Here is a 19,160-nt window from a genome sequence, read left to right as displayed (position 1 = left end):
TGAAGGTCAGATGCCGAGCGCGAGGCGGCCGGCGTTGAGGCGCGTGGCGTCGTCCTGCGGGGTGTGCACACGCCCGCACAACACGTCGCGATAGTGCCGTTCGAGCGGATTGGCGCGGGTCAGGCCGTGATTGCTGGTCAGCGACAGCGCGTCCTCGACCACCGCGACCGCGTTATTGGTCACGGTGAGCTTGATGATGTTGGATTCCGATGCGCTCAACTCGACGCCATCGTCGAAATCGCCGGCAAAGCTCTCGATCAGGCGCGCGTTGACCGCAAGGCGCGCCTCAATGCGGCCGACGATCTCCTGCGCGCGTGGCAGTGTCGCCAGCGACGCGCCGAGATTGGACGGCACGCGGCTTTTCAGGAACTCGACCAGCCAGTCCCGCGCCGCGCGCGCGATGCCGTCATAGATCGCCGCCACGAAGATCGCATGGATAGTCGCCTGGGTAAAATCCGGAATCCCCCATTCGTCCGGCTTGCGAACGTCGATCTCGTGATCGAGCGGAAACACGACGTCATCGAACACGACGTCATGGCTGCCGCTGGCGCGCAGGCCGAGGTGATCCCAGGTCTCGACAATCCGCGTCCCCGGCAGGCCGGCGGGGACGAGAAACAGGCCGACACGTACGTCCGGCTCATCGGTTTTCGCCCACACCGCGTACCATTTCAGGATCGGCGCGCCGGTCGAATAGATCTTTCGGCCACTTAGCCGCCACCCGGTCTCGGTCTTTCGCGCTGTTGTCGCCGGCAGGCCGCCACGCGACGGCGAGCCGAGATCCGGTTCGACCCGCAGCGCGTTGATCAGCGATACGCCTTCGACGGTCTCGCGCGCCAACTTCCGCGACAGACGGCCCGGCCAGCGCGCGCTTCGCGCCATCACCAGGTGCTGGATGTAATGCATCGACAGCACCAGCGCCGTCGACGGATCGGCCTTGCCGATGATGTTGATGACGCGCGCGGCCTCGCTGGCATTGGCGCCACCGCCGCCAAGCGCGGCAGAGACCGTCAGAGCGAGCAGTCCCGCGTCTGCCAGTTGCGTGAAATTCTCGAACGGAAAACTCGCGTCGCGGTCGTGCTGGGCGGCCCGCGCTGCGAATTCGGACGCGAGCAACCTTGCGCACGGGATGACCGACGGCGCTGCATCGGCTGCCGGTGGCTTTCGCAGCGAACCTTGAACGTTCACCATGTCGCATCCAATCCGAGCAATCCCAGAATGTTGCGGCGGAGGTCGGCGAGATAGGGATCGCCGCGATGTCGCGGATAGGGGCGGTCCACCGCGATATCAGCCTTGATGCGTGCCGGCCGGTCGCTGAAAACGATGACGCGGTTGGCGAGGAACACTGCTTCCTCGACGTCATGCGTCACCAGCAGCGCGGTGAAGCCGGTTCGCTGCCACAGCGACAGGATTTCGGTTTGCATGGAAATACGCGTCAACGAATCGAGCTTGCCGAGCGGCTCGTCGAGCACCAGGATCCTGGGATCGTTGACCAGCGCCCGCGCCAGCGAGACGCGCTGTGCCATACCGCCGGAAAGCTGATGCGGGTAGGCGTTCCGGAACCCGGACAGCCCGACCAGATCGATCGCCGCATCGACGCGATGGCGCTGCGATTTGAGAATGCCCTGCGCTTCAAGGCCGAGCGCGACATTGTGCCAGACCGTGCGCCATGGGAACAGCGTCGGATCCTGGAACACCACCACTCTTGACGGAAACGGCCCCGTGATCGCATCGCCGTCTTCGCGCAGCGTACCGGCGCGCGGCGGTTCTAATCCCGCCACCAGGCGCAGCAAGGTCGACTTGCCGCAGCCGGACGGACCGAGCAATGCGACGAATTCGCCGGGCTTGACGCCGAAACTGACGTCGTCGAGCACCGGAAGCACGGCGCCGTCGATATCGAAGGCGTGACTGACATGGTCGACGTCAAGCGAAGCGCCGACCGTATCCGGCGTGGCCTGTTCGGCCCGCGCGAGCGCTACCATTTGACGACTCCCTTCTGCCAGACCAGCAGATGATCGCGCGCCCGGAACAGCAGGGTGATGGCACCGGAGCACAACAGCGACATCACGATCAGCGCGGCATACATGTTGGCGTAGGCCGCCCAGCCCTGCGCCCATTGCAGGTACCAGCCGAGGCCGGCCTTCACGCCGATCATTTCGGCCACGACAAGCATCGCAAAGGAGGAGCCGAGCCCCATGAACAGGCCGACGAAAACGTGCGGCAGCGCTGCGGGGATCGCGACCTTCAGCACCAGGAAAGACGGCTTGGCCCCCAGCGTCCGCGCCACGTCGTAATAGGCGTTGCTGACGCTTGCGACGCCCGACCAGGTCAGCACCGTCACCGGAAAGCCGGTGGCAAGCGCGATCAGGAACGTGCTGGCGCTCCAGCTCGACGGAAACGTGAAGAAGGCGATCGGCAGCCAGGCGGTCGCCGGCAGCGGTCCGATGAACCGCAATACCGGATGCACCCAGTAGCCGACACCGCGCGACCAGCCGATCGAGACACCGGTCAGGAAGCCGACCGCCGCGCCGATGGCGTAACCGCCGAGCTGCAGTTTGACCGAGGCGAAGATGCTATCGAGCAGTTTCGGCAGATCATCGGTATAGACTTCGATGATGGACTGCGGCGGCGGGAAAAACGGCAACGGCAGCCACGCCAGCTTCGCGGTCGCGACTTCCCACAGGGTCAGGAACAACGCCAGCGCCAACAACCACGGTGCACGCCGCTGCAGGCCCGCGTCGAAACGTCCGAGTCGGCTGCCGGCCAAGGTGATTACGAAAATTGCGCCCGACAGGACGAAGGCGGCAACCGCGAGTTCCCGGGTGCGCGACCAGTCACCGATGTCGGGCCACCACAGGCACGCCACCCCGAAGCCGACCCATGCCAGGCTGGCGAACACGCCGATTCCGCCTGACGGGAATGAAACCGACAGCAACAGCGGCCGCCCCGAAAGTGCCGCGCCTTCCTCCGCCGATTGCGCGATCGCGACAGCCTTAGACGCCGAATACGTCGACATAGATTCGCTCCGCAAATTTCGCCGTGTCGGTGCCGGGCTTGAATACCGCGACCTTCTTCAGGTCCTCGGCATAGCCCTGCAGCTCGCGCTTGAGGACTTCACCGACCGGATGGTGATGATGGGTGTGGTAGCGCACCATGCCTTCGAGATCGGCCAGCGATGCGGCCTTCGGCGCATAGGGCTGGAACGATTTCGCCGCCTTCTCCGGATTCTGCGACACGAACATCGCGGCATCCAGCAGCGCCTGGGTGATCGCGCGCGCCACCTGCGGCTCCTCGCGCACCAGGCTGCCGCGCAATCCGACGATGCAGCAGCTCTTGTCCTTGTATTCGCCGTCGAGATTGGAGGCGACTTCCTTGTAGGCACTGTCCTTGAGCCAGAGATAGGCGAGCGGATCGGAGGACAGGAACGCCTGCACCTCGCCCTTCTCGACCGCGAGGTTCAGCAGATTGCCGGGATAGGGCCGCCAGTCGACGTCCTTGTTGGGATCGATGCCGAGCTTGGCGAGCTGGATCGAGAAAAAATTCTTGTCGGGTCCAGCGAGGTCGCCGACCGCGACGATCTTGCCCTTGAGATCACTGAGCTTGTCGACGCCGGAATTGGCGCGCGTCAACACCCGCATGCAGCCGCCATGCGTTCCGGCGGCGATCTTGACGTCAAACCCCTGCTCCAGCGGCTTGAGCCAGCGCAGCGCCATGCCGAGACCCGCATCCGACTTGCCGGTCGCGATCGCCTCCAGCAACTGATCGGTCGAGCCGCTGTAATTGACGAGTTCGACGTCGAGATTGTGCTTCTGGAAAAATCCCTGATCGATCGCCACCGGAAGCGGCGCGAGGCAGACCGCGCCGGCGTTCCACGACAGTTTCAACTTGCGCGGTGCGCCGGTCAGCGGCGGCGCGTCCGACGCCGTCTTGCAGATCGGGAATTGCGAGAAATCGATGTCGGGGGTTGTCGCGCGAAACGGGAAAGCCTGCGCACCGATCACCCCGGCGGGCAGCGCCAACGCCGCAGCGGCACCGCCACGCAGCAGGGCGCGGCGATCCAGCAACGATGGCTCCGGTCTGTCTCGTCTCGACATTTTTTATACCTTTTGTTGGGCAAGGCTCCCCCGTTGACGCAGAGCGCGTGGCTCTGCGTCCCGAAACCCGGGGTCGCGATGAGTGGTTAGACTTCGGTTCGGCGAACTCGCGCCGTCAAATTGGATGTGCAAATGATGCGGCGCGATGCAGCAATCGTCAATGAAATGGAATTTCGAATGTCATTGGCATCGAAGGGATTATCTCCACATTCGCGCGGCACGACGATGAAACGATTTTTGCTGACTCAAACGCTCATTGGCCGATCACTGCATCATGCGTGAGCACTTTGCAGTCTAACGACCAGTGTCTGCCATGTAGACCGACCGCGAGGACAAATTCCTTGCTCGCGCGCGCTTCAATTCAGTCAACTATTCCGCGCGCCGGCGGATGCAGCGTCAGATCACGAAAAATCCGTGCGTCGCATCGCGGCGGAGCTGATCGACGAGGCCGTATTCCCAATCGAGATAGGCCTGCATCGCCGATGTGTTGATGTCGGTGCCCTCGTAGGGACGCCGGTAGCGATGCGACGGATCGGGTTTCGGCAACACGAGCGGCGGCCCGACTTCCAGCGCGCCGTCGTAGCCGCCGTCGAACACGAAGACGTCCCAGCCCATTTGCGCGAGCCATGACGCAGTCATGTCGGCGCGCACACTTCTGTCATCCGTCAGCACGATGCGCGCGCCGCGCACGGGTGCGGCCATGTCGATCTCCTGAACCAGTTGCCCGCCAGGGTAATGGCGAAAGCCTTTGAGGTGACCCGCGGTGTGTTCGGCTTCGTCGCGCACATCGAAGCGATAGAGCGTACGGTTGCGCTGCGCCTGCAGCGCCGTGATCTCTTCCACGCCAATATGGCGAACACCGGCGCGATAGGCGACATCGCGCGCATTGGCTTCGGCGCCCTTGAACGCACCGATCTCGCCGCGCCGGTCAGAGCCATGCTCGAGCTGCTGGCTCGCCAGGGTCCAGCCGATGGTGCCGTTGCGCAGCGCCACCACTTTGTTGGCAACGCCGGCATTGATCAGCGACTGGGTGCCGATGATCGAGCGGGTACGGCCGGCGCAATTCACCACGATGGTGGTTTCAGGATCCGGTGCGGCGCGGCCGGCGCGCAGCACCAGTTCGGCGCCGGGCACGCTGATTGAGCCCGGAATGTTCATGGTCGTATATTCGTCGAAGCGGCGAACATCGAGAATTTGGATATTGGCTTTCGCCTCGATCAGCGCTGCAACCTCGTCCGCAACCAGCGAGGGCGTATGGCGCCGGTGTTCGACCAGTTCACCGAACGCCTTGGCGTAGGAGTTCACGTCCTCGAAAATCTCAAAGCCGGCCTGCCGCCAACCTTCGAGTCCGCCTTCGAGCTGACGAATATTAGTGTAGCCCAGCGCCTTGAACCGGTCCGACGCAGCGGCAACCAGGCCCTCGCCGGCATCGTACAGCACGATCGGCACATCCTGGCGCGGCAGCCGGACCGCAGCCTCCAGCTCGATCCGGTCGGACGCCATGTTGGCGGCGAACAGCGGATGACCCGTCGCGAAGGCCGCTTCGTGCCTGACATCGAGCAGCGCGATTTCCTCGCGCAGCAAGAGGGCGCTGCGGATTTGCGAAGGCGTGACGGAGGGGATGGTCATGAAGGCCGATTTCTGAAACGGGAACGTTGAGACCTGAATAGCAGCATCGCGGCTGACCTGCCACGCCGGATCGCATTGCACTCCCGTCAGGTTTGAAAGCGCGGCGCAAGCGTGTTTAAGGTGGGCCTATGGACCTCAAACAATTGCGCACCTTCCGGGCCGTGGCCGAACTCGGCAGCCTCAGCAAGGCAGCGGACCGGCTTCGGTCCGCGCAACCTGCGCTCAGCCGGCACATCAAGCTGCTCGAGCATGAGCTGCGTGTCGAATTGTTCGTGCGCAACGGGCGCGGCATGCTGTTGACCAGCGCGGGCCGCATGCTGCTCGACCGCACCACCGGGCTCATCCGCCAGATCGAGCAGGTCCGCGACGATCTGCAGTCGGCCAAGGGCAGTCCGTCGGGCCGTGTCATCCTCGGCCTGGTTCCGACCGTGAGCGCGGTGTTTTCCGGCCGGTTCGCCCGCCGCGTGATCGCGGAATTTCCCGATATCTCGCTGCGCATCGTCGAGAGCTATGGCGGACATCTGGTCGAATGGCTGCACCGCGGCGAGATGGACCTTGCGATCACCTACGGCCCCGCCGTCGACCTGCATCTCCAGGTCCAGTCGATCGGCCGCGAGGCCATCGCCGTGGTGGGGCCGCCGGGATCGGGGCTGAACCGCAAGAAGCAGGTCGACCTGAAGTGGCTGGTGAAGCAGAAGCTGATCCTGCCCAGCATTTCGCACGGCCTGCGGGCGTTGCTGGAGAAGGCCGTCGCCCGGGAACGGCTGACGCTGAACGCCATGATCGAGGCCGATTCCTACCGCGCCCAGATCAGCCTGATGGAAGAGGGCCTCGGCTATACGCTGTTGCCGCCGTCGGCGATCCGTGCCGAACTGGCGGCGAAGCGGCTCGAGATGGCCGCCCTCGTCAATCCTCCGGTGTCGCGCGAACTGATCCTGGCGTCCCCGATCGCCGATCAGCCGTCGATTGCGACGACCACCATCGCGACCCTCATCATGTCCGAGATCGAACAGCTCGCCAAGGAAGGCCTCTGGAAGATCGATATGACGGCGTAACGCGTTCCGCCCGTGTTGGTGTCTATTGCACCGTCGCACCCGAGATCTCCACCAGCCGCTTCCATTTCGCAAGCTCGCTGCCGATGAAGGCCTTGAACTCGGCAGGCGTGTTGCCGACCGGCTCGCTGCCCTGTTCGGCCAATTTCGCCTTCACATCCTCCGAGCGCAGCGCGTCGATCGCGGCACGGTTGATGCGGTCGATGATCTCGGGCGGCGTCTTCGCCGGCGCCAGCAGTCCGTTCCACAGCGTAACTTCGTAGCCGGGCAACGTCTCGGCAATGGTGGCGACGTCAGGCAGCAACGGCGACCGCTTCGCCGTAGTGATACCGAGCGCCCGCAGCTTTTCGGCGCGCACCTGCTGAACCACCTCGACCAGCGGCGCGAACAGCACCTGGATCTGTCCGCCGAGGAGATCGTTGACCGCCGGCGCGCCGCCGCGATAGGCGATGTGAGTCATCTGCACGCCGGCCAGTGAACTGAACAACGCACCGGAAATATGCTGCGAGGTGCCGTTGCCGGCCGAACCATAATTGAGCTGGCCGGGATTGGCCTTCGCGTGCGCAACGAAATCCTTGAGGTTGCTGGCCGGCCCGGCGGGATTGATGACCATCAGGTTCGGGATAAAGGCCGTCACCGTGATCGGCGCGAAATCGGCCTGCACATCGAACGGCAGGCTTTTGTAGAGCGCCGGGTTGGTCGCGAACGTCGAGCTGGTCGCCATCAACAGCGTATAGCCGTCCGGATCGGCCTTCGCGGCGGCCTCGGCCGCGATATTGCCGCCGGCGCCGGCGCGATTCTCGATCAGGACCGGTTGCCCGAGCCGTTCCGACAGCGCCTGGGCGATGATGCGGGCCGTGACGTCAGTGCTGCCCCCTGCCGCATAGCCAACCAGGATCTTGATCGGCTTCGCTGGCCAGGCGGTTTGCGCCTGCGCCGCGCCCAGCAGGATCATGCCAAGCACAACGCCAAGCGAAATCGAGCGCCGCATCATCGATCCTCCCTTTATTATTTCGCCGGATGTCTCTTTTGTTTTGACGCGTTTTCTTACGTGAACCGGAATCCACTTCACTCGAAAACGCTATTGTTCACCCGGTCGAACGAAGTGCGGCGCGTCTCAGTTATAGAGCGCTTCGTCGCCCAGTACCGATTGCCGGAACCGCGTCGTCAGGATGACGCCGTCGGCCGGCGGCATCACGAACACCAGGGCTTCCGGCGCGATCTTGATCTGCGCAAAGGCCGTGCCGCGCCCTTCATGGGCGAGGTCGCGCAGTTCGGTGACTTCGGCCATGGTTCTGACAATCCGCGAGGTGCGAATTCCGACTGCCGTCGCCACGGCCGCGAGGTCGACGCCGGCCGCGGTGTGGGTCTTCTGCATGCCGGTCTCGCCGAAACGTTCGTTGTCGAGCACGGCGACCGTAAGGTTAGGCGGCGCTTCGACCCCGATGGTGGCGAGCGAGCCGAGGTTCATCAGCATTTCGCCGTCGCCGGTGATGACGAGCACCTTACGTTTGGGCTGCGCCAGCGCGAGTCCGAGCCCGATCATCGAAGCCGCACCCATGGCGCCCCAGAGCGGAAAATTATTGACGTGATCGCCGGCGGCCGAGACGTCCCAGTTCGGCGCGCCGAGGCCGGCGATGACCAGCAGCTCGCCGCGGGCGCGCACCAGTTCGTTGACGACGTCGCGACGGTGCAGCAGCGCGTTTGGATTCTTTTGCGGATTGCTCATTTGCGGGCGAGCTCCTTGAAGTTCTTGGCGCCGAGCACGCGCTGTCCGATCAGAAGCGCGACCGGCTTCCAGCTGTTGAAGGCAAGGTGCGCCGCGCCCTGCACCGCCGAGGCGACCAGATGCGGCTCATCGACCTTGTTGACGATCACGCCGACGGATTCCAGCGCCGCGCGCGTGCCCTGCCCCATCGGGATCTGCCACGGGTTGAACTCGCCCCAGTCGCCGCGCATGGTCACGATCATCAAGAGCGGCATGTGGCAGATCGTGGGCAGCGACAGCATGTTGATGCAGTTGCCGACGCCGCTCGACTGCAGCAGCAGCACCCCGCGCTGGCCGCCGAGCCACGCGCCGGCCAGCATCGCGACGCCCTCTTCTTCCGTCGTCAGGGTCACGACACGGGTTTCCGGATCGGCCTCGAAGGAACGAATCAGCCGGCTATGGCCGGCGTCCGGCACCATCGCCACCTGCTTGACGCCGGCGTCCTTGAGGACGCGGTAGACCTCGTCCGGCCATGTCGGCAACGGCGCCGCGCCTGGCGATTTTGCTGCAACTTCCGTCATCGGACCAAATTTCCTCCGTGATCCCCAAGGGGGCGATTTGCGCTCACATTAGATGGCGGGGGCAAGGGCAGGAATATCAATGTCGACATGGCTTCTATTGCAAAATTGAAAGGCCGGGGGTGGGGCTTGTAGCCCGGATGAGCGAAGCGATATCCGGGGCGGCGTGAGAGTGGTCCCGGATGTCGCTACGCTCATCCGGGCTACGAAGTTTCGAACGCGGCTTCCCTCTCTTTCTTCGCCCACCAAGGGAGGGTAAGCGTTCTCGTTCTCGCGGCACGATGCGCCCGAAGTTTTGCATTCGTTTGCCCCATGAAAATCAGAGGGCGCAGGAAAGACCGGGTGCGCGCTGCACCCGCGGTCTCATGTGCGATGCGAAGTAGAAATGCTGCACATGAGCATACAGGTTCAGCGGAGAACACCCGGCCTTCCCTGCGCAATGGCTTTACGGCTTATACGATCTCGTCCTGGTGACCGGCTTTCTTGCCACCATCGCCAGCTCGAAGCGTTAGCTTCTCGCTCGCTTGACGCCAGCACCGGGGCGTCGGACCCAAACGATTTCGCCGTACGCGAGTGCCGCGCTCGTCAGTCGCGACCTTACGTCCACCGCTCCCTGCCCCTCGTTTGCGACGATGGCCAACGCCCCTCTGGCGGGACAGGATGGCGGGATTTGTAAGCGTGATTCCACCTGCCACCGAAGCGGAATATTTTCAGACGAAAGTCTTGACCCACATCTGGCGTGATTTGCCCGTCGAGACTGAGCAAGAACTCGGCCTTTTTGGGATTTGATGTACGATTCGGTTTATGACGAATCGCCCATTCAAGACCGGCGAGAGCCGGGAGCAAGCCAGCCTGCTTCCACCGCGGGTGGAAGACTATGTTGAACCAAACAATCCGGTCCGAGCGATCGAGAGCTACGTTTGCGCCCTGGACCTTGCAAAGCTGGGCTTCCGTCATGCTGACCGAGGCGCGGAAGCAATGGGGCAGCCGCCCTACGATCCGGGCGATCTGCTGAAGCTCTACCTTTACGGATATATCAACCAGATCAGGTCGTCTCGGCGGCTGGAGCGAGAGGCGAGCCGCAATCTGGAACTGATCTGGCTGCTCAGGAACCTGAGGCCTGGTTATCGAACGATCGCCAACTTCCGCAAGGAGAACTGGGCGGCGCTGAAGGCGGTGAACCGCGGCTTCGTGCTGCTGGTTCGCGAGCTTGGACTGGTCGGCGGCAGTGTTGTAGCGATCGACGGCTCGTTCTTCCACGGCGATGCCAGCAAGACGAGTATCTTTACGCGCAAGAGGCTTGCCGAACAGATCGCCAGGCTGGACCTGGAGATCGAGGCTTACGGCAGGTCGATCGAAGACAATGATGCAGCGGAAGCCAACGAACCAAAGAAGGATCGCGCCGACGGTCCAGGTGCTGGCAGCGGAGGGGACGCCGGCGATATCGGCGCCAAAGTATCGGCGCTGATGGCGAAGCGCTCGCGCGCCGAGGCCGATCTGGCTCGGCTAGAAGCAAGCGGCGAGACGCAGTTGTCCGTGACCGATCCGGACGCCCGGCTTCTGGTCAAGAACGGTCAGGCCGTTGCGGGCTACAATGTGCAGAGCGCCGTCGACGACAAACACAAGCTCATTGTCGCAAGCGAAGTGGTGAACGCCAGCAGCGATGTCGGCCAGCTTCACGCGATGGCAAAGGCGGCAAAAGACGCCCTTGAAGCCGAGGCTCTGCAGGCGTTGGCCGACGAGGGCTATTACAGCAGTCTCGAACTGAAGGCGTGCGAGGATGACGGCATCACGGCCTATGTACCGGTGCCGGAGGGCAACGGGCGGCTCGAGAAGCAAGGCCGCTTCAGCCTCAAGGAGTTCAGCTACGATCCCGCAGGCAATGCTTACCGTTGTCCGGCCGGCGAATTGCTGCGTCCGATGGAGGGCCGCTGGCAGAACGCCAGTGGCCGGACCGAGATCCGCTATGCGAGCAGCACCAAGACCTGCGGGGCCTGCCAGCTAAAGGCCCGTTGTCTGAGTCCGAAAGCATCTCGGCGGACCATCGGTCGTTGGGAGCACGAAGATGTTCTCGAACGTCATCGCGCGCGGATGCAAGGTAGCCGCGAGCTGATGCGCCGTCGCTCGGGGATTGTCGAGCATCCCTTCGGCACCATCAAATGCCGCGCCGGCTATCGTCACTTCCTGGTCCGCGGCTTCGACAAGGTCCGCGGTGAATGGAGCCTGATGGCGCTCTGCTACAACTTGACCCGCGTGCTCAACATTCTCGGCTTCGAAGGCTTCATTGCAGCCGTGGTAAAGGCACTCACGTCGCGCAAACGCCCCTTTGGCGCGGTCATGAATGTCCTACAGCGCACCCTGGAGCCGTTCTGGGCGCAAATCGTCCCAAGTCTCTCTGTCCGATTGTCCTAAACCGAGCTGTCCGACTAGCAACGACTTCTTGCTCAGTCTCGTCGGGCAAGTCAACAGCTACGCAGGCGGCCCGTCCCCGAGTGCCCGCAAGGCGGTCAGCCCTTCGCGGTAGGTCGGATAGTTCAGGGTGACGCCGAGTTCTTCGCGGATGAGGGCGTTCCGAACCCGCCGGTTTTCGCTGTAAAAGCTGCGCGCCATCGGCGAGAGCTCCGCGCGTTCGAAAGGAATTTCGGCCGGAGGCTCCAGCCCGCAAAGCCGTGCCGCGAAGGCGACGACGTCCTGCGGCGGGGCCGGCTCGTTGTCGGTCACATTATAGATGCCGCCCGGCCGCGGCCGTGCCAGCGACGCCTCGATCACGGCGGCGATATCCGCGACGTGAATGCGGTTGAAGATCTGGCCGGGCTTGACGATGCGGCGCGCCGCGCCCGACGCCAATTGCACGAGCTGGTTTCGGCCGGGGCCGTAGATTCCTGACAGCCGGAACACATGCGCGCCCAAAGCGAGCCACGCCTGCTCCGCCGTGGTCCTGAGCCGCGAACGGCCTTTTCCTGGCGTGGTCGGCGTCGTCTCGTCGACCCAGTTGCCGGCATGGTCGCCATAGACGCCGACCGTGGAGAGATAGCCGATCCAGCGCAGGTTCGGCGCCGCGGCGATGCGGCCGGCAAAGGACGCGAGCACCGGATCGCCGGATTCACCCGGCGGGACCGAGATCAGGATGGCATCGCTGGCCGCGATATCGTCCACGATCTCCGCACCGGCATGGTCCGGAGAGAACAGCCGTGCCGCGATTCCCACCTGCGCCAGCTCATCGGCCTTCGCGCGGCTGCGGACGGTTGCCGTCACCTGAGCCCCCGACATCTGCAAACGCTGCGAGACATGCAGCGCCGAATAACCCAAACCAAACACCAGAAGTTTCATGAACGCACGATAGTCGAGGATAGATAGCCACGCCATCCTGCGGCGAGCGCCAGCTTGAAACCCAACGATTATAGCCAGCCCGGCTTGCCCGGCCCTGAAACCGCCCTATGGTGATAAAAAAAGATATCAGGGAGACGAACATGCACAGGCACTGGGCCGCGGCCGCTGCACTTCTGATCGCGGCCGGAATCAACAGCGCCCAGGCCGAGGATTATCCGGCGCGGACGGTCACCGTGATCGTGCCCTTTGCCGCCGGCGGGCCGGCGGATATCACGGGCCGGATCGTCGCCGATATCTTCTCGCGCTATCTCGGCCAGAAATTCGTGGTGGAAAATGTCGGCGGCGCCGGCGGCACCATTGGCGCGCTGCGCGCCGCGCGCGCCCCCGCCGACGGTTACACCATCCTGTCCGGTCATGTCGGCACCAATGCGCTGGCGGCGGCGTTCTATCCGAACCTCGGCTACGATCCACTGAAGGATTTCGAACCGATCGGGCTGTCCGCCGAATATCCGGAACTGCTGGTGGTGCGAAAGGACTTTCCCGCCAACAACCTCAAGGAATTCGTCGCCTACGCCAAGGCCAACGAAGCCAAGCTCAACGTCGGCCACGCCGGCCTCGGCTCGGTATCCTATATCGGCTGCCTGCTGCTCCATTCGGCGATCGGCATCAAGCCGGCGATGGTGCCGTTTACCGGCACGGCGCCGGTGCTGAACGCCATGCTCGGCGGTGAAATCGATTATGAATGCGACCCGGTGCTGGGTACCTTGGAACATGTCCGCGCCGGCACGGTCAAGGCGCTGGCGGTCGCGGCGAAGAAGCGCAGCCCGATGTTGCCGGATGTGCCGACCTCCTACGAGCAGGGCCTGCCCGAGTTCGACATCGCGCCGTTCTATGCGGTGTTCGCCCCATCAGGGACGCCAAAGCCGATCGTCGAGAAACTCGCCGAGGCCCTGAACAAGGGGCTCGGCGAGGAGGCCGTGCAAAAGCGGCTGGCCGATCTCGGCGCTGATATCATCGAACCCGGCCGCCGCGGCCCCAAGGCGCTGGGTGACCTCATCAACAGCGAAACCACGCGGCTGATGCCGATCCTGAAAGCCGCGGCAACGAAGTAGCCGACCGGTGAACCAATCGTTCCGAAGTGCGACGAACATGGCGCGGCCTCGATGATGAAGACCAGTCAAACCATGTTCACGCCCACAGTGCTTCGAACGATAGGCGGTATCGTCGCATCCATTTTGATGATGGCAGCCCTGGCGATCCCGACGCTGGCCGCCGACGCGCCGGAGGGGTCCCGGCTGGCCGACGACATCGCGTTGACCAAAGTGACCGTTTCCGCGCTGGTCGCGAAAGATTTTGCAGCGGTTCGCAACCGGCTCGATCCGGCGATGGGCGAGATCTCCGACGACCAGTTGCGTCAGATGGCCGACCTGATCGGCACCAGCGAGCCCACCTCGATCGAAACGATCTGGTCGACCGAACGCCACAGCCTCGACACCGGCAACGGCAGCAGCCGGATTCTGCTCGAATATGCACTGGCCGGCAAATGGCTGGTGGTGGACGCGGCGGTCAAGACCGAGGCCGGCACTGGGCGGTTCTACCGGTTGTTCTTCACCAGCAACACGCTGCCGCTGAGCGAACTGAACGCGTTTCACCTGTTCGGCAAGGGACCGGTGCAATACCTGTTTCTGGCCTGCTGGCTTGCCACCATCGGACTAACGGGTTGGGCGATGATCGTCGCCTCCAGGCGACAGACGGGTTGGCGCAAATGGGCGCTGATCGTATTGATGCCGCTCGGGCTGACGCCCACCGTGGCGGTGAACTGGAATACCGCACAGATCTGGGTTCTGGAGGCGATCGGCAATTCGACCAGCCAGAGCATTCCCATTTTCGCCATACGCTATCCGATGGCGCTGGTCGGCTACACCGAGACTCTCGTTCCCTATCTCTGCATTTCTGCGCCGCTGATCGCGCTCGGCTATTTGATCTGGCAGCGCCGATCGCCGCAAAACCGCGCGGCTGATGGCGATCCTGAAAGCGCGGCGGCGAAATAGGCGGAGGCTGACGGTCAAGGAGCTATTTCGAGTTCAACGGCTTCATCCTTCGAGACGCATCGCTTTGCGATGCTCCTCAGGATGAGGTATCGCACCCTCATGGTGAGGAGCGCATCTTTGCGCGTCTCGAACCATGAGGCCCCAGACGTTAGTGACCTGATCGATAATCCGCGCGCACCGGTGCTGTGCCGGATGGCGGCACGTCGAGGCGCACGACGGCGCCTTCGAATTCCCTGCTCACCGCCGGATACAGCTTCATGACCAGCGGATCGTGACCGGGAACGATATGGCTCTCGTCCGGCGCCATCGCGATCAGTTTGTCGAAACCTTCGAGCATTTCGCCGATGTGAAAGGCGGTCGTGAACGGACGTTCGCTCGCCATGTTCTCGTAGAAATGACTGACGTCGGACGCCAGCACCACCGGACCGCGTCGGGTTTTGACGCGCACGAACTGCAGCCCGGCCGAATGCCCGCTGGCGGCGTGGATGGTGATGCCGGGCGCCAGCTCGGCGTCGCCATTGTAGAACACGACGCGGCGGGCGTAGTTCAGCCGCACGATGCCGCAGACATCCTCGACCTCGAAGGAATGCGACAGCCGCGGATATTGCATGTAGCGGCCGGTGGCATAGGCCAGTTCGCGCTCCTGCAGATGAAAGCGTGCCTTCGGGAAGCGGTCGAAATTGCCGGCATGGTCGTAATGCAGATGCGTCAGGATGACGTCCTCGACCGCATTCGCATCGATGCCGAGCAGACCCAGCGTCTCGATCGGGGAACGCAGGAAGGTGCGCTTGCGCTTCTGCGCGATTTCCGCACTGAAGCCGGTGTCGATGACAAACGTGCGCCCGCCGCCCCGCGCCACCCAGACGAAATAATCCATCGGCATCGGACCGTCATGCGGGTCGCCGCCAATGAAATGATCGCTGCGCCGCGCGTCGCGGGTGGCATAGCGGATGGCAAACAGCTCGTAGTCGGGTTCGGCCATGGGGTCTCCTGCGCGCGACGACGGGACGCTTGATAGCACCCGTCACCGGCAGCGCAAAGCGACACCCCGGCGGGAAAATGGCCGCGCGCCGGCGCGGCGCCGTTCACGCCGTTTCGTCGGTCCACACCTTGAAGCTGACCAGCGTGTTCGGCCCGAACGTCTGGGTGATCGGAACATCCGAGGCGTCGCGACCCTGCGCGATCAGCACGCGGCCGATCCGCGGCACGTTGTTGCGCGGATCGAACATCTGCCAGCGGCCGCCGATATAGGCCTCGAACCAGCCGGCGAAGTCGCCGACCGCCCAGGGTTTTGGCGTGCCGATGTCGCTGAGATAGCCGGTGCAATAGCGCGCCGGGATGTTCATGCAGCGGCAGAAGGCGATGGCCAGATGGGCGTAGTCGCGGCAGACGCCCTTGCGTTCATTGTAGACTTCCCACGCCGTCTTGGTGGCGCGCGCGTGCTCGTAGCCGAACGCGATATGGCGGTGAACGAAATCGCAGATCGCCTGCACCCGCGCCCAGCCCGGCGGCGTGTTCTGGAACAATTGCCAGGCGGTTTCCGACAGCCGGTCGGTTTCGCAGTAACGGCTGCCAAGGAGATAAACCAGCGTGTCCGGCGGCAGGTCTTCGACCGTGTGCTGAATGGCCGAGGTCACCACGGTATCGGGCTGGCCGCTGTCACGGACGATGCCGTCGGCGGCCAAGCGCATCGCTCCGGCCGGCGCCACGATACGGCTGCACCAGTTGCCGAACATGTCGCGATACGGCGTGATCGGCACCGAAGGCGTGGTGGTGAGGTAGTCGGGCACGATGACGTCGGACGCGCGCGTGAAATGCGTCCCCAAAACCATGATCATCGGCGTCGGTTGCGGGAACTCATAGTTCATTTCGAATCCGACGCGGAGCTTCATTCGAAATACCTTCCCGGCCAAACATTCGAGATGGCTACGAAGCCGCCGGATATCAAGCCACGGCTGCGGATCCGGGCTGCCTTATTTGGCAGAATACGCGCTTGCCCGAGAAAGCAATAGCTAATTGCCACGAAAGCGCGCACAGTGAACTTATGTCCAAACCTGTTGGCGCCCCCGCGCGCGAAAACGCTGGTCACTCTAAATGACCACGCGCTCGCGCCGCGAGACCGTTCATTTCAAACACCCGTTCCGGATCAAGGGTATCGATCGCCTGCTGGCGCCGGGCGCCTATGAAGTCATCACCGACGAGGAGATGATCGAGGGCCTGTCATTCGCGAGCTTCCGGCGCGTCGCCACCATGATCATGGTGCCCGGGGCGGCACCGCGGACACCCTCGATGGAAATGATCTCGATCGGTTCGGTCGATCTGTCGGACGCGCAACGCGAAGACGCGGGTGCGGCGCATGAATGACACCCCGATCGAACTCGACAAGCATCGCGGCATGGCCGCCCAGAAGGCGACCGATATCCGCCGCATCCTCACCGACGTCGAGACCAAGGCGAAGCTGCTGCGCGACCATCAGGGCGTCGTCGAAATCCAGTTGCTGGCCGCGCCGGCGGCTTCGTGGATCGAAGCCGCGGCTAAGGCGCGCTACGTGCTGAATTTATACGCGGCTCAGCTTCCGCCCACCGACGCCCATCATCGCGACCTGGTTGCGGCGGTGCTGGCGGATTTTGTCCGGCTCTCCGGTGAGAACTGACCAGACCAACACACGTCTTTTGAAAACCATACGTCCGTAGAAACCGAAAACATCACCCCCTGCGTTCGACAAAGCCGCGAACGCGCAATGAAAGCATTCCATGCAAAATCTCTCGCCGCGTCACGTCAAGACCGAAGAATCGCTTCGCCTCGGGGTGGTATCCGGCTGGTATTCGACCAAGGTCAGCGGAACCTTCGTCTCGGGCCCGCACGATTCCGAAGCCGACTGCCTGCGCCGGATCGACGAAATCAATCCGCCGGTGGTGAAGGCCAGACCCGGAGTTCGCCGATGACACTGGAGCGCGGCAGCGTCAAAGGCTTCGAGCACAACCGGATGGTGATGCTGTTTTCGATGATGGATGGCGGCGCGGAAATATCCTGCGCCATCAGCAGTTCGGCGATGGACGACCTCGAGCGCGGCGTGAAGGCAAAGCCGGATCAGCGCGACGCGCAATTCCTGCGGTTGCGCGACCGGATCGAACAATGCGCGTCGCGCAAATTCGAGGCGCGGGAGTTCGAGGGCGCGCCGCCCGGCATCATTCTGCGCAGCCTCGATTTTCGCAACTAGTCGGGACGGTGCGGGACGCGGAGGTAGCCGGGACGGCGCCCATGCGGTTACCGCTTTACGAAACACCGCTCCCTCGCACGTGACGAGGGAGCGGTGCAGGCAAGGCGTTATCGGCGAATGAAGCTTGCGACGGCTGCGCTGGCGATGGCACATGCCGAGACGACCAGGAACACGACCGACGTCGGATGGCCATCCATGAAATGCCCGATGATCGGTTCACCCAAACCGGCGAACAGGTAGGCGCAGAAGTTCATGACGCCGGTCGCCGTGCCCGCCCGCTTGTGGCCGACCAGATCGGGACACAGCGCCCAGAACGACGATTGCGGGCCGTAGACGAAGAAGCCGCACAGGAACAATACGACCATTCCCTGGTAAACGGCCGTGGTCGGAATGGTGTACATGTACAGCGACGTGATCGCCGCCAGCACCATGTAGAGCACGATCGCGGACGAGCGGCGCGAGTTGAACAGCTTGTCGGAAACCCAGCCGTTGGAAAATGCGCCAAACGCCATGCCGACCGGCAGTGCAATGCTGATCCAGCGGGGATCGATGGCCGCCGCCGCATCCGCCTTGGTCCAGTTGGCACCGAGAAAATGCACGGGCACCCACACCAGGAGACCGTATCTGGCGGCATTCTGGAATCCGATCGCAAGACCCGCGACGAGGAGCCGCCAGTTCGACAACACCGCCTTGTACCTGGCAAACGAGCTTTCGCTATCGGCGACAGCCGATGTCGGGCCATCGTCAACCGTATCATCGTGAGGCGATGCGAAGCCCATATCTTCCGGTTTCTCGCGGGCGATCAGATAGAATGCGATCCCGCCGATCAGCAGAAGCAGGACTGGAATTCTGAATATCCAGCGCCAGTCGAGCTGGAAGTAGCCTACAACGATCAGAGACGTTACGAACGACAGCACTGAGGCCAGTCCGGCGGCGAATGTATAGAGCCCGTAAACCGTTCCGCGCTCGTGACGCCCCCACCAGTTGGACAACAGCCGGCTACCCGGCGCCCATCCCATCGACTGAAAATATCCGTTGATGCCCCAGAACACCGACAGGCTGACGATGCCGGTGGACAGGCTGGTCGCCCAGTTCATGATGAACGACAGGATCGCGCCTGCGCTCATCACGCGCCGGCCGCCGAGCTTGTCACCAAGGTTGCCGTTGATGGCCTGACCGATGGCGTAACACCACAAGAGCGCGGCGCTGGCCCAGCCCAACGCGGCTTTGCTGACGCCAAACTCGGCCTGAATTCCAGGGATGGCAAAACCGAAGGTCTGCCGGCCCGTATAAAAGAACAGGTAGCAGAACATCGCGGCCAGCAGCATTCGCCATTGCGCGCGTCGAAAACTGGTGGCTAGCTCGGGATTCACGATACCGACGGACCCCATCGCCGGACTTTGCATCACAGACATTTCAACCTCCCTGTTTTTGACTTCGATGCCGGTCGGCCTTCTTCCGGGCCGATTCCGATTGACGTAGTTGAATGGGCGGGCACGAC

Annotated in this window: 21 protein-coding genes; 9 read left to right on the top strand and 12 right to left on the bottom strand. The window is 63.4% G+C overall.

The annotated features are described in order from the left end of the window. Positions 1–6: 6 nt before the first annotated feature. From BLR13_RS20850 to BLR13_RS20835, 4 genes are read right to left on the bottom strand one after another with little or no spacing between them, the layout of a single operon-like run. On the bottom strand, positions 7–1,188 hold the full coding sequence (locus BLR13_RS20850) for an acyl-CoA dehydrogenase family protein (RefSeq protein ID WP_074820026.1): 1,182 nt from the start codon (positions 1,186–1,188) through the stop codon (positions 7–9). Further along, positions 1,182–1,979, bottom strand: coding sequence for an ABC transporter ATP-binding protein (locus tag BLR13_RS20845; protein WP_074820027.1), 798 nt, complete (start codon positions 1,977–1,979; stop codon positions 1,182–1,184). The genes BLR13_RS20850 and BLR13_RS20845 overlap by 7 nt, the downstream gene beginning before the upstream one ends. Further along, on the bottom strand, positions 1,973–3,013 hold the full coding sequence (locus BLR13_RS20840; protein ID WP_074820029.1) for an ABC transporter permease: 1,041 nt from the start codon (positions 3,011–3,013) through the stop codon (positions 1,973–1,975). Before BLR13_RS20840 ends, BLR13_RS20845 begins: the two co-directional genes overlap by 7 nt. After that, a complete protein-coding gene (locus BLR13_RS20835) occupies positions 2,991–4,091 on the bottom strand; it encodes an ABC transporter substrate-binding protein (RefSeq protein ID WP_074820032.1) in 1,101 nt (366 codons plus the stop codon). The genes BLR13_RS20840 and BLR13_RS20835 overlap by 23 nt, the downstream gene beginning before the upstream one ends. Before the next feature lie 132 nt (positions 4,092–4,223). Here BLR13_RS20835 and BLR13_RS40260 point away from each other — a divergent pair, with 132 nt between their 5' ends. Further along, positions 4,224–4,373 carry a hypothetical protein gene (locus BLR13_RS40260; RefSeq protein WP_154070802.1) on the top strand — a complete coding sequence of 50 codons (150 nt, stop codon included), beginning with the start codon at positions 4,224–4,226 and terminating at the stop codon, positions 4,371–4,373. Positions 4,374–4,487: 114 nt separating this feature from the next. Here BLR13_RS40260 and BLR13_RS20830 read toward each other — a convergent pair whose 3' ends face one another. Continuing rightward, the gene (locus BLR13_RS20830; protein WP_074831279.1) at positions 4,488–5,720 is read right to left on the bottom strand and encodes a rhodanese-like domain-containing protein; all 1,233 of its coding nucleotides are present in this window, start codon (positions 5,718–5,720) and stop codon (positions 4,488–4,490) included. Positions 5,721–5,848: 128 nt separating this feature from the next. Here BLR13_RS20830 and BLR13_RS20825 point away from each other — a divergent pair, with 128 nt between their 5' ends. Beyond that, positions 5,849–6,775 carry a LysR family transcriptional regulator gene (locus tag BLR13_RS20825; RefSeq protein WP_074820034.1) on the top strand — a complete coding sequence of 309 codons (927 nt, stop codon included), beginning with the start codon at positions 5,849–5,851 and terminating at the stop codon, positions 6,773–6,775. Positions 6,776–6,797: 22 nt separating this feature from the next. Here the strand turns inward: BLR13_RS20825 and BLR13_RS20820 are convergent, their stop codons facing one another. From BLR13_RS20820 to BLR13_RS20810, 3 genes are all read right to left on the bottom strand, one after another. Then, positions 6,798–7,766: a Bug family tripartite tricarboxylate transporter substrate binding protein gene (locus BLR13_RS20820; RefSeq protein WP_074820036.1), complete on the bottom strand. Its 969-nt coding sequence runs from the start codon at positions 7,764–7,766 to the stop codon at positions 6,798–6,800. 123 nt (positions 7,767–7,889) lie between these two features. Next, a complete protein-coding gene (locus BLR13_RS20815) occupies positions 7,890–8,501 on the bottom strand; it encodes a thiamine pyrophosphate-dependent enzyme (RefSeq protein ID WP_074820038.1) in 612 nt (203 codons plus the stop codon). Next, positions 8,498–9,061 (bottom strand): thiamine pyrophosphate-binding protein, encoded by a 564-nt coding sequence (locus BLR13_RS20810; RefSeq protein WP_074820040.1) that lies wholly within the window; start codon positions 9,059–9,061, stop codon positions 8,498–8,500. The genes BLR13_RS20815 and BLR13_RS20810 overlap by 4 nt, the downstream gene beginning before the upstream one ends. Positions 9,062–9,862: 801 nt before the next feature. Here BLR13_RS20810 and BLR13_RS20805 point away from each other — a divergent pair. Continuing rightward, positions 9,863–11,470 (top strand): IS1182 family transposase, encoded by a 1,608-nt coding sequence (locus tag BLR13_RS20805; RefSeq protein WP_074820041.1) that lies wholly within the window; start codon positions 9,863–9,865, stop codon positions 11,468–11,470. Between the two features lie 57 nt (positions 11,471–11,527). Here the strand turns inward: BLR13_RS20805 and BLR13_RS20800 are convergent, their stop codons facing one another. Next, positions 11,528–12,388, bottom strand: coding sequence for an SDR family oxidoreductase (locus BLR13_RS20800; RefSeq protein WP_074820043.1), 861 nt, complete (start codon positions 12,386–12,388; stop codon positions 11,528–11,530). Between the two features lie 140 nt (positions 12,389–12,528). Here BLR13_RS20800 and BLR13_RS20795 point away from each other — a divergent pair, with 140 nt between their 5' ends. Both BLR13_RS20795 and BLR13_RS20790 read left to right on the top strand, forming a co-directional pair. Next, entirely contained in the window at positions 12,529–13,500 is a 972-nt protein-coding gene (locus tag BLR13_RS20795; protein WP_074831281.1) for a Bug family tripartite tricarboxylate transporter substrate binding protein, read from the top strand. A gap of 126 nt (positions 13,501–13,626) precedes the next feature. Next, on the top strand, positions 13,627–14,439 hold the full coding sequence (locus BLR13_RS20790; RefSeq protein WP_143039705.1) for a hypothetical protein: 813 nt from the start codon (positions 13,627–13,629) through the stop codon (positions 14,437–14,439). Positions 14,440–14,587: 148 nt separating this feature from the next. Here BLR13_RS20790 and BLR13_RS20785 read toward each other — a convergent pair whose 3' ends face one another. Further along, the gene (locus BLR13_RS20785) at positions 14,588–15,421 is read right to left on the bottom strand and encodes an N-acyl homoserine lactonase family protein (RefSeq protein ID WP_074820047.1); all 834 of its coding nucleotides are present in this window, start codon (positions 15,419–15,421) and stop codon (positions 14,588–14,590) included. 103 nt (positions 15,422–15,524) lie between these two features. Further along, a complete protein-coding gene (locus BLR13_RS20780) occupies positions 15,525–16,331 on the bottom strand; it encodes a transglutaminase-like domain-containing protein (RefSeq protein ID WP_074820049.1) in 807 nt (268 codons plus the stop codon). Between the two features lie 202 nt (positions 16,332–16,533). Between BLR13_RS20780 and BLR13_RS20775 the strand changes: the two genes are divergently transcribed. The 4 genes from BLR13_RS20775 to BLR13_RS20760 all read left to right on the top strand — a co-directional run bounded on the left by BLR13_RS20775 (position 16,534) and on the right by BLR13_RS20760 (position 17,659). Continuing rightward, positions 16,534–16,803, top strand: coding sequence for a hypothetical protein (locus tag BLR13_RS20775; RefSeq protein ID WP_074820051.1), 270 nt, complete (start codon positions 16,534–16,536; stop codon positions 16,801–16,803). Next, positions 16,796–17,092 carry a hypothetical protein gene (locus BLR13_RS20770; protein ID WP_074820052.1) on the top strand — a complete coding sequence of 99 codons (297 nt, stop codon included), beginning with the start codon at positions 16,796–16,798 and terminating at the stop codon, positions 17,090–17,092. Before BLR13_RS20775 ends, BLR13_RS20770 begins: the two co-directional genes overlap by 8 nt. Positions 17,093–17,192: 100 nt before the next feature. Further along, entirely contained in the window at positions 17,193–17,384 is a 192-nt protein-coding gene (locus BLR13_RS20765; RefSeq protein ID WP_074820054.1) for a hypothetical protein, read from the top strand. Further along, positions 17,381–17,659 carry a DUF1488 family protein gene (locus tag BLR13_RS20760; RefSeq protein ID WP_074820055.1) on the top strand — a complete coding sequence of 93 codons (279 nt, stop codon included), beginning with the start codon at positions 17,381–17,383 and terminating at the stop codon, positions 17,657–17,659. The genes BLR13_RS20765 and BLR13_RS20760 overlap by 4 nt, the downstream gene beginning before the upstream one ends. Positions 17,660–17,766: 107 nt before the next feature. Here BLR13_RS20760 and BLR13_RS20755 read toward each other — a convergent pair whose 3' ends face one another. Beyond that, positions 17,767–19,074 (bottom strand): MFS transporter, encoded by a 1,308-nt coding sequence (locus BLR13_RS20755; protein ID WP_079586104.1) that lies wholly within the window; start codon positions 19,072–19,074, stop codon positions 17,767–17,769. Positions 19,075–19,160: the final 86 nt, after the last annotated feature.

Source organism: Bradyrhizobium ottawaense, assembly GCF_900099825.1.
GTDB classification, from domain to species: domain Bacteria; phylum Pseudomonadota; class Alphaproteobacteria; order Rhizobiales; family Xanthobacteraceae; genus Bradyrhizobium; species Bradyrhizobium ottawaense_A.
The sequence above is the reverse complement of the archived record's forward strand: the minus strand, read 5'-3'. Positions and strand labels throughout refer to the sequence as shown.

Excerpts from the sequence above, each read along its gene's own strand:
- BLR13_RS20850 (WP_074820026.1), bottom strand. The coding sequence starts at position 1,188 with ATGGTGAACGTTCAAGGTTCGCTGCGAAAGCCACCGGCAGCCGATGCA.
- BLR13_RS20845 (WP_074820027.1), bottom strand. The coding sequence starts at position 1,979 with ATGGTAGCGCTCGCGCGGGCCGAACAGGCCACGCCGGATACGGTCGGC.
- BLR13_RS20840 (WP_074820029.1), bottom strand. The coding sequence starts at position 3,013 with ATGTCGACGTATTCGGCGTCTAAGGCTGTCGCGATCGCGCAATCGGCG.
- BLR13_RS20835 (WP_074820032.1), bottom strand. The coding sequence starts at position 4,091 with ATGTCGAGACGAGACAGACCGGAGCCATCGTTGCTGGATCGCCGCGCC.
- BLR13_RS40260 (WP_154070802.1), top strand. The coding sequence starts at position 4,224 with ATGATGCGGCGCGATGCAGCAATCGTCAATGAAATGGAATTTCGAATG.
- BLR13_RS20830 (WP_074831279.1), bottom strand. The coding sequence starts at position 5,720 with ATGACCATCCCCTCCGTCACGCCTTCGCAAATCCGCAGCGCCCTCTTG.
- BLR13_RS20825 (WP_074820034.1), top strand. The coding sequence starts at position 5,849 with ATGGACCTCAAACAATTGCGCACCTTCCGGGCCGTGGCCGAACTCGGC.
- BLR13_RS20820 (WP_074820036.1), bottom strand. The coding sequence starts at position 7,766 with ATGATGCGGCGCTCGATTTCGCTTGGCGTTGTGCTTGGCATGATCCTG.
- BLR13_RS20815 (WP_074820038.1), bottom strand. The coding sequence starts at position 8,501 with ATGAGCAATCCGCAAAAGAATCCAAACGCGCTGCTGCACCGTCGCGAC.
- BLR13_RS20810 (WP_074820040.1), bottom strand. The coding sequence starts at position 9,061 with ATGACGGAAGTTGCAGCAAAATCGCCAGGCGCGGCGCCGTTGCCGACA.
- BLR13_RS20805 (WP_074820041.1), top strand. The coding sequence starts at position 9,863 with ATGACGAATCGCCCATTCAAGACCGGCGAGAGCCGGGAGCAAGCCAGC.
- BLR13_RS20800 (WP_074820043.1), bottom strand. The coding sequence starts at position 12,388 with ATGAAACTTCTGGTGTTTGGTTTGGGTTATTCGGCGCTGCATGTCTCG.
- BLR13_RS20795 (WP_074831281.1), top strand. The coding sequence starts at position 12,529 with ATGCACAGGCACTGGGCCGCGGCCGCTGCACTTCTGATCGCGGCCGGA.
- BLR13_RS20790 (WP_143039705.1), top strand. The coding sequence starts at position 13,627 with ATGATGGCAGCCCTGGCGATCCCGACGCTGGCCGCCGACGCGCCGGAG.
- BLR13_RS20785 (WP_074820047.1), bottom strand. The coding sequence starts at position 15,421 with ATGGCCGAACCCGACTACGAGCTGTTTGCCATCCGCTATGCCACCCGC.
- BLR13_RS20780 (WP_074820049.1), bottom strand. The coding sequence starts at position 16,331 with ATGAAGCTCCGCGTCGGATTCGAAATGAACTATGAGTTCCCGCAACCG.
- BLR13_RS20775 (WP_074820051.1), top strand. The coding sequence starts at position 16,534 with ATGACCACGCGCTCGCGCCGCGAGACCGTTCATTTCAAACACCCGTTC.
- BLR13_RS20770 (WP_074820052.1), top strand. The coding sequence starts at position 16,796 with ATGAATGACACCCCGATCGAACTCGACAAGCATCGCGGCATGGCCGCC.
- BLR13_RS20765 (WP_074820054.1), top strand. The coding sequence starts at position 17,193 with ATGCAAAATCTCTCGCCGCGTCACGTCAAGACCGAAGAATCGCTTCGC.
- BLR13_RS20760 (WP_074820055.1), top strand. The coding sequence starts at position 17,381 with ATGACACTGGAGCGCGGCAGCGTCAAAGGCTTCGAGCACAACCGGATG.
- BLR13_RS20755 (WP_079586104.1), bottom strand. The coding sequence starts at position 19,074 with ATGTCTGTGATGCAAAGTCCGGCGATGGGGTCCGTCGGTATCGTGAAT.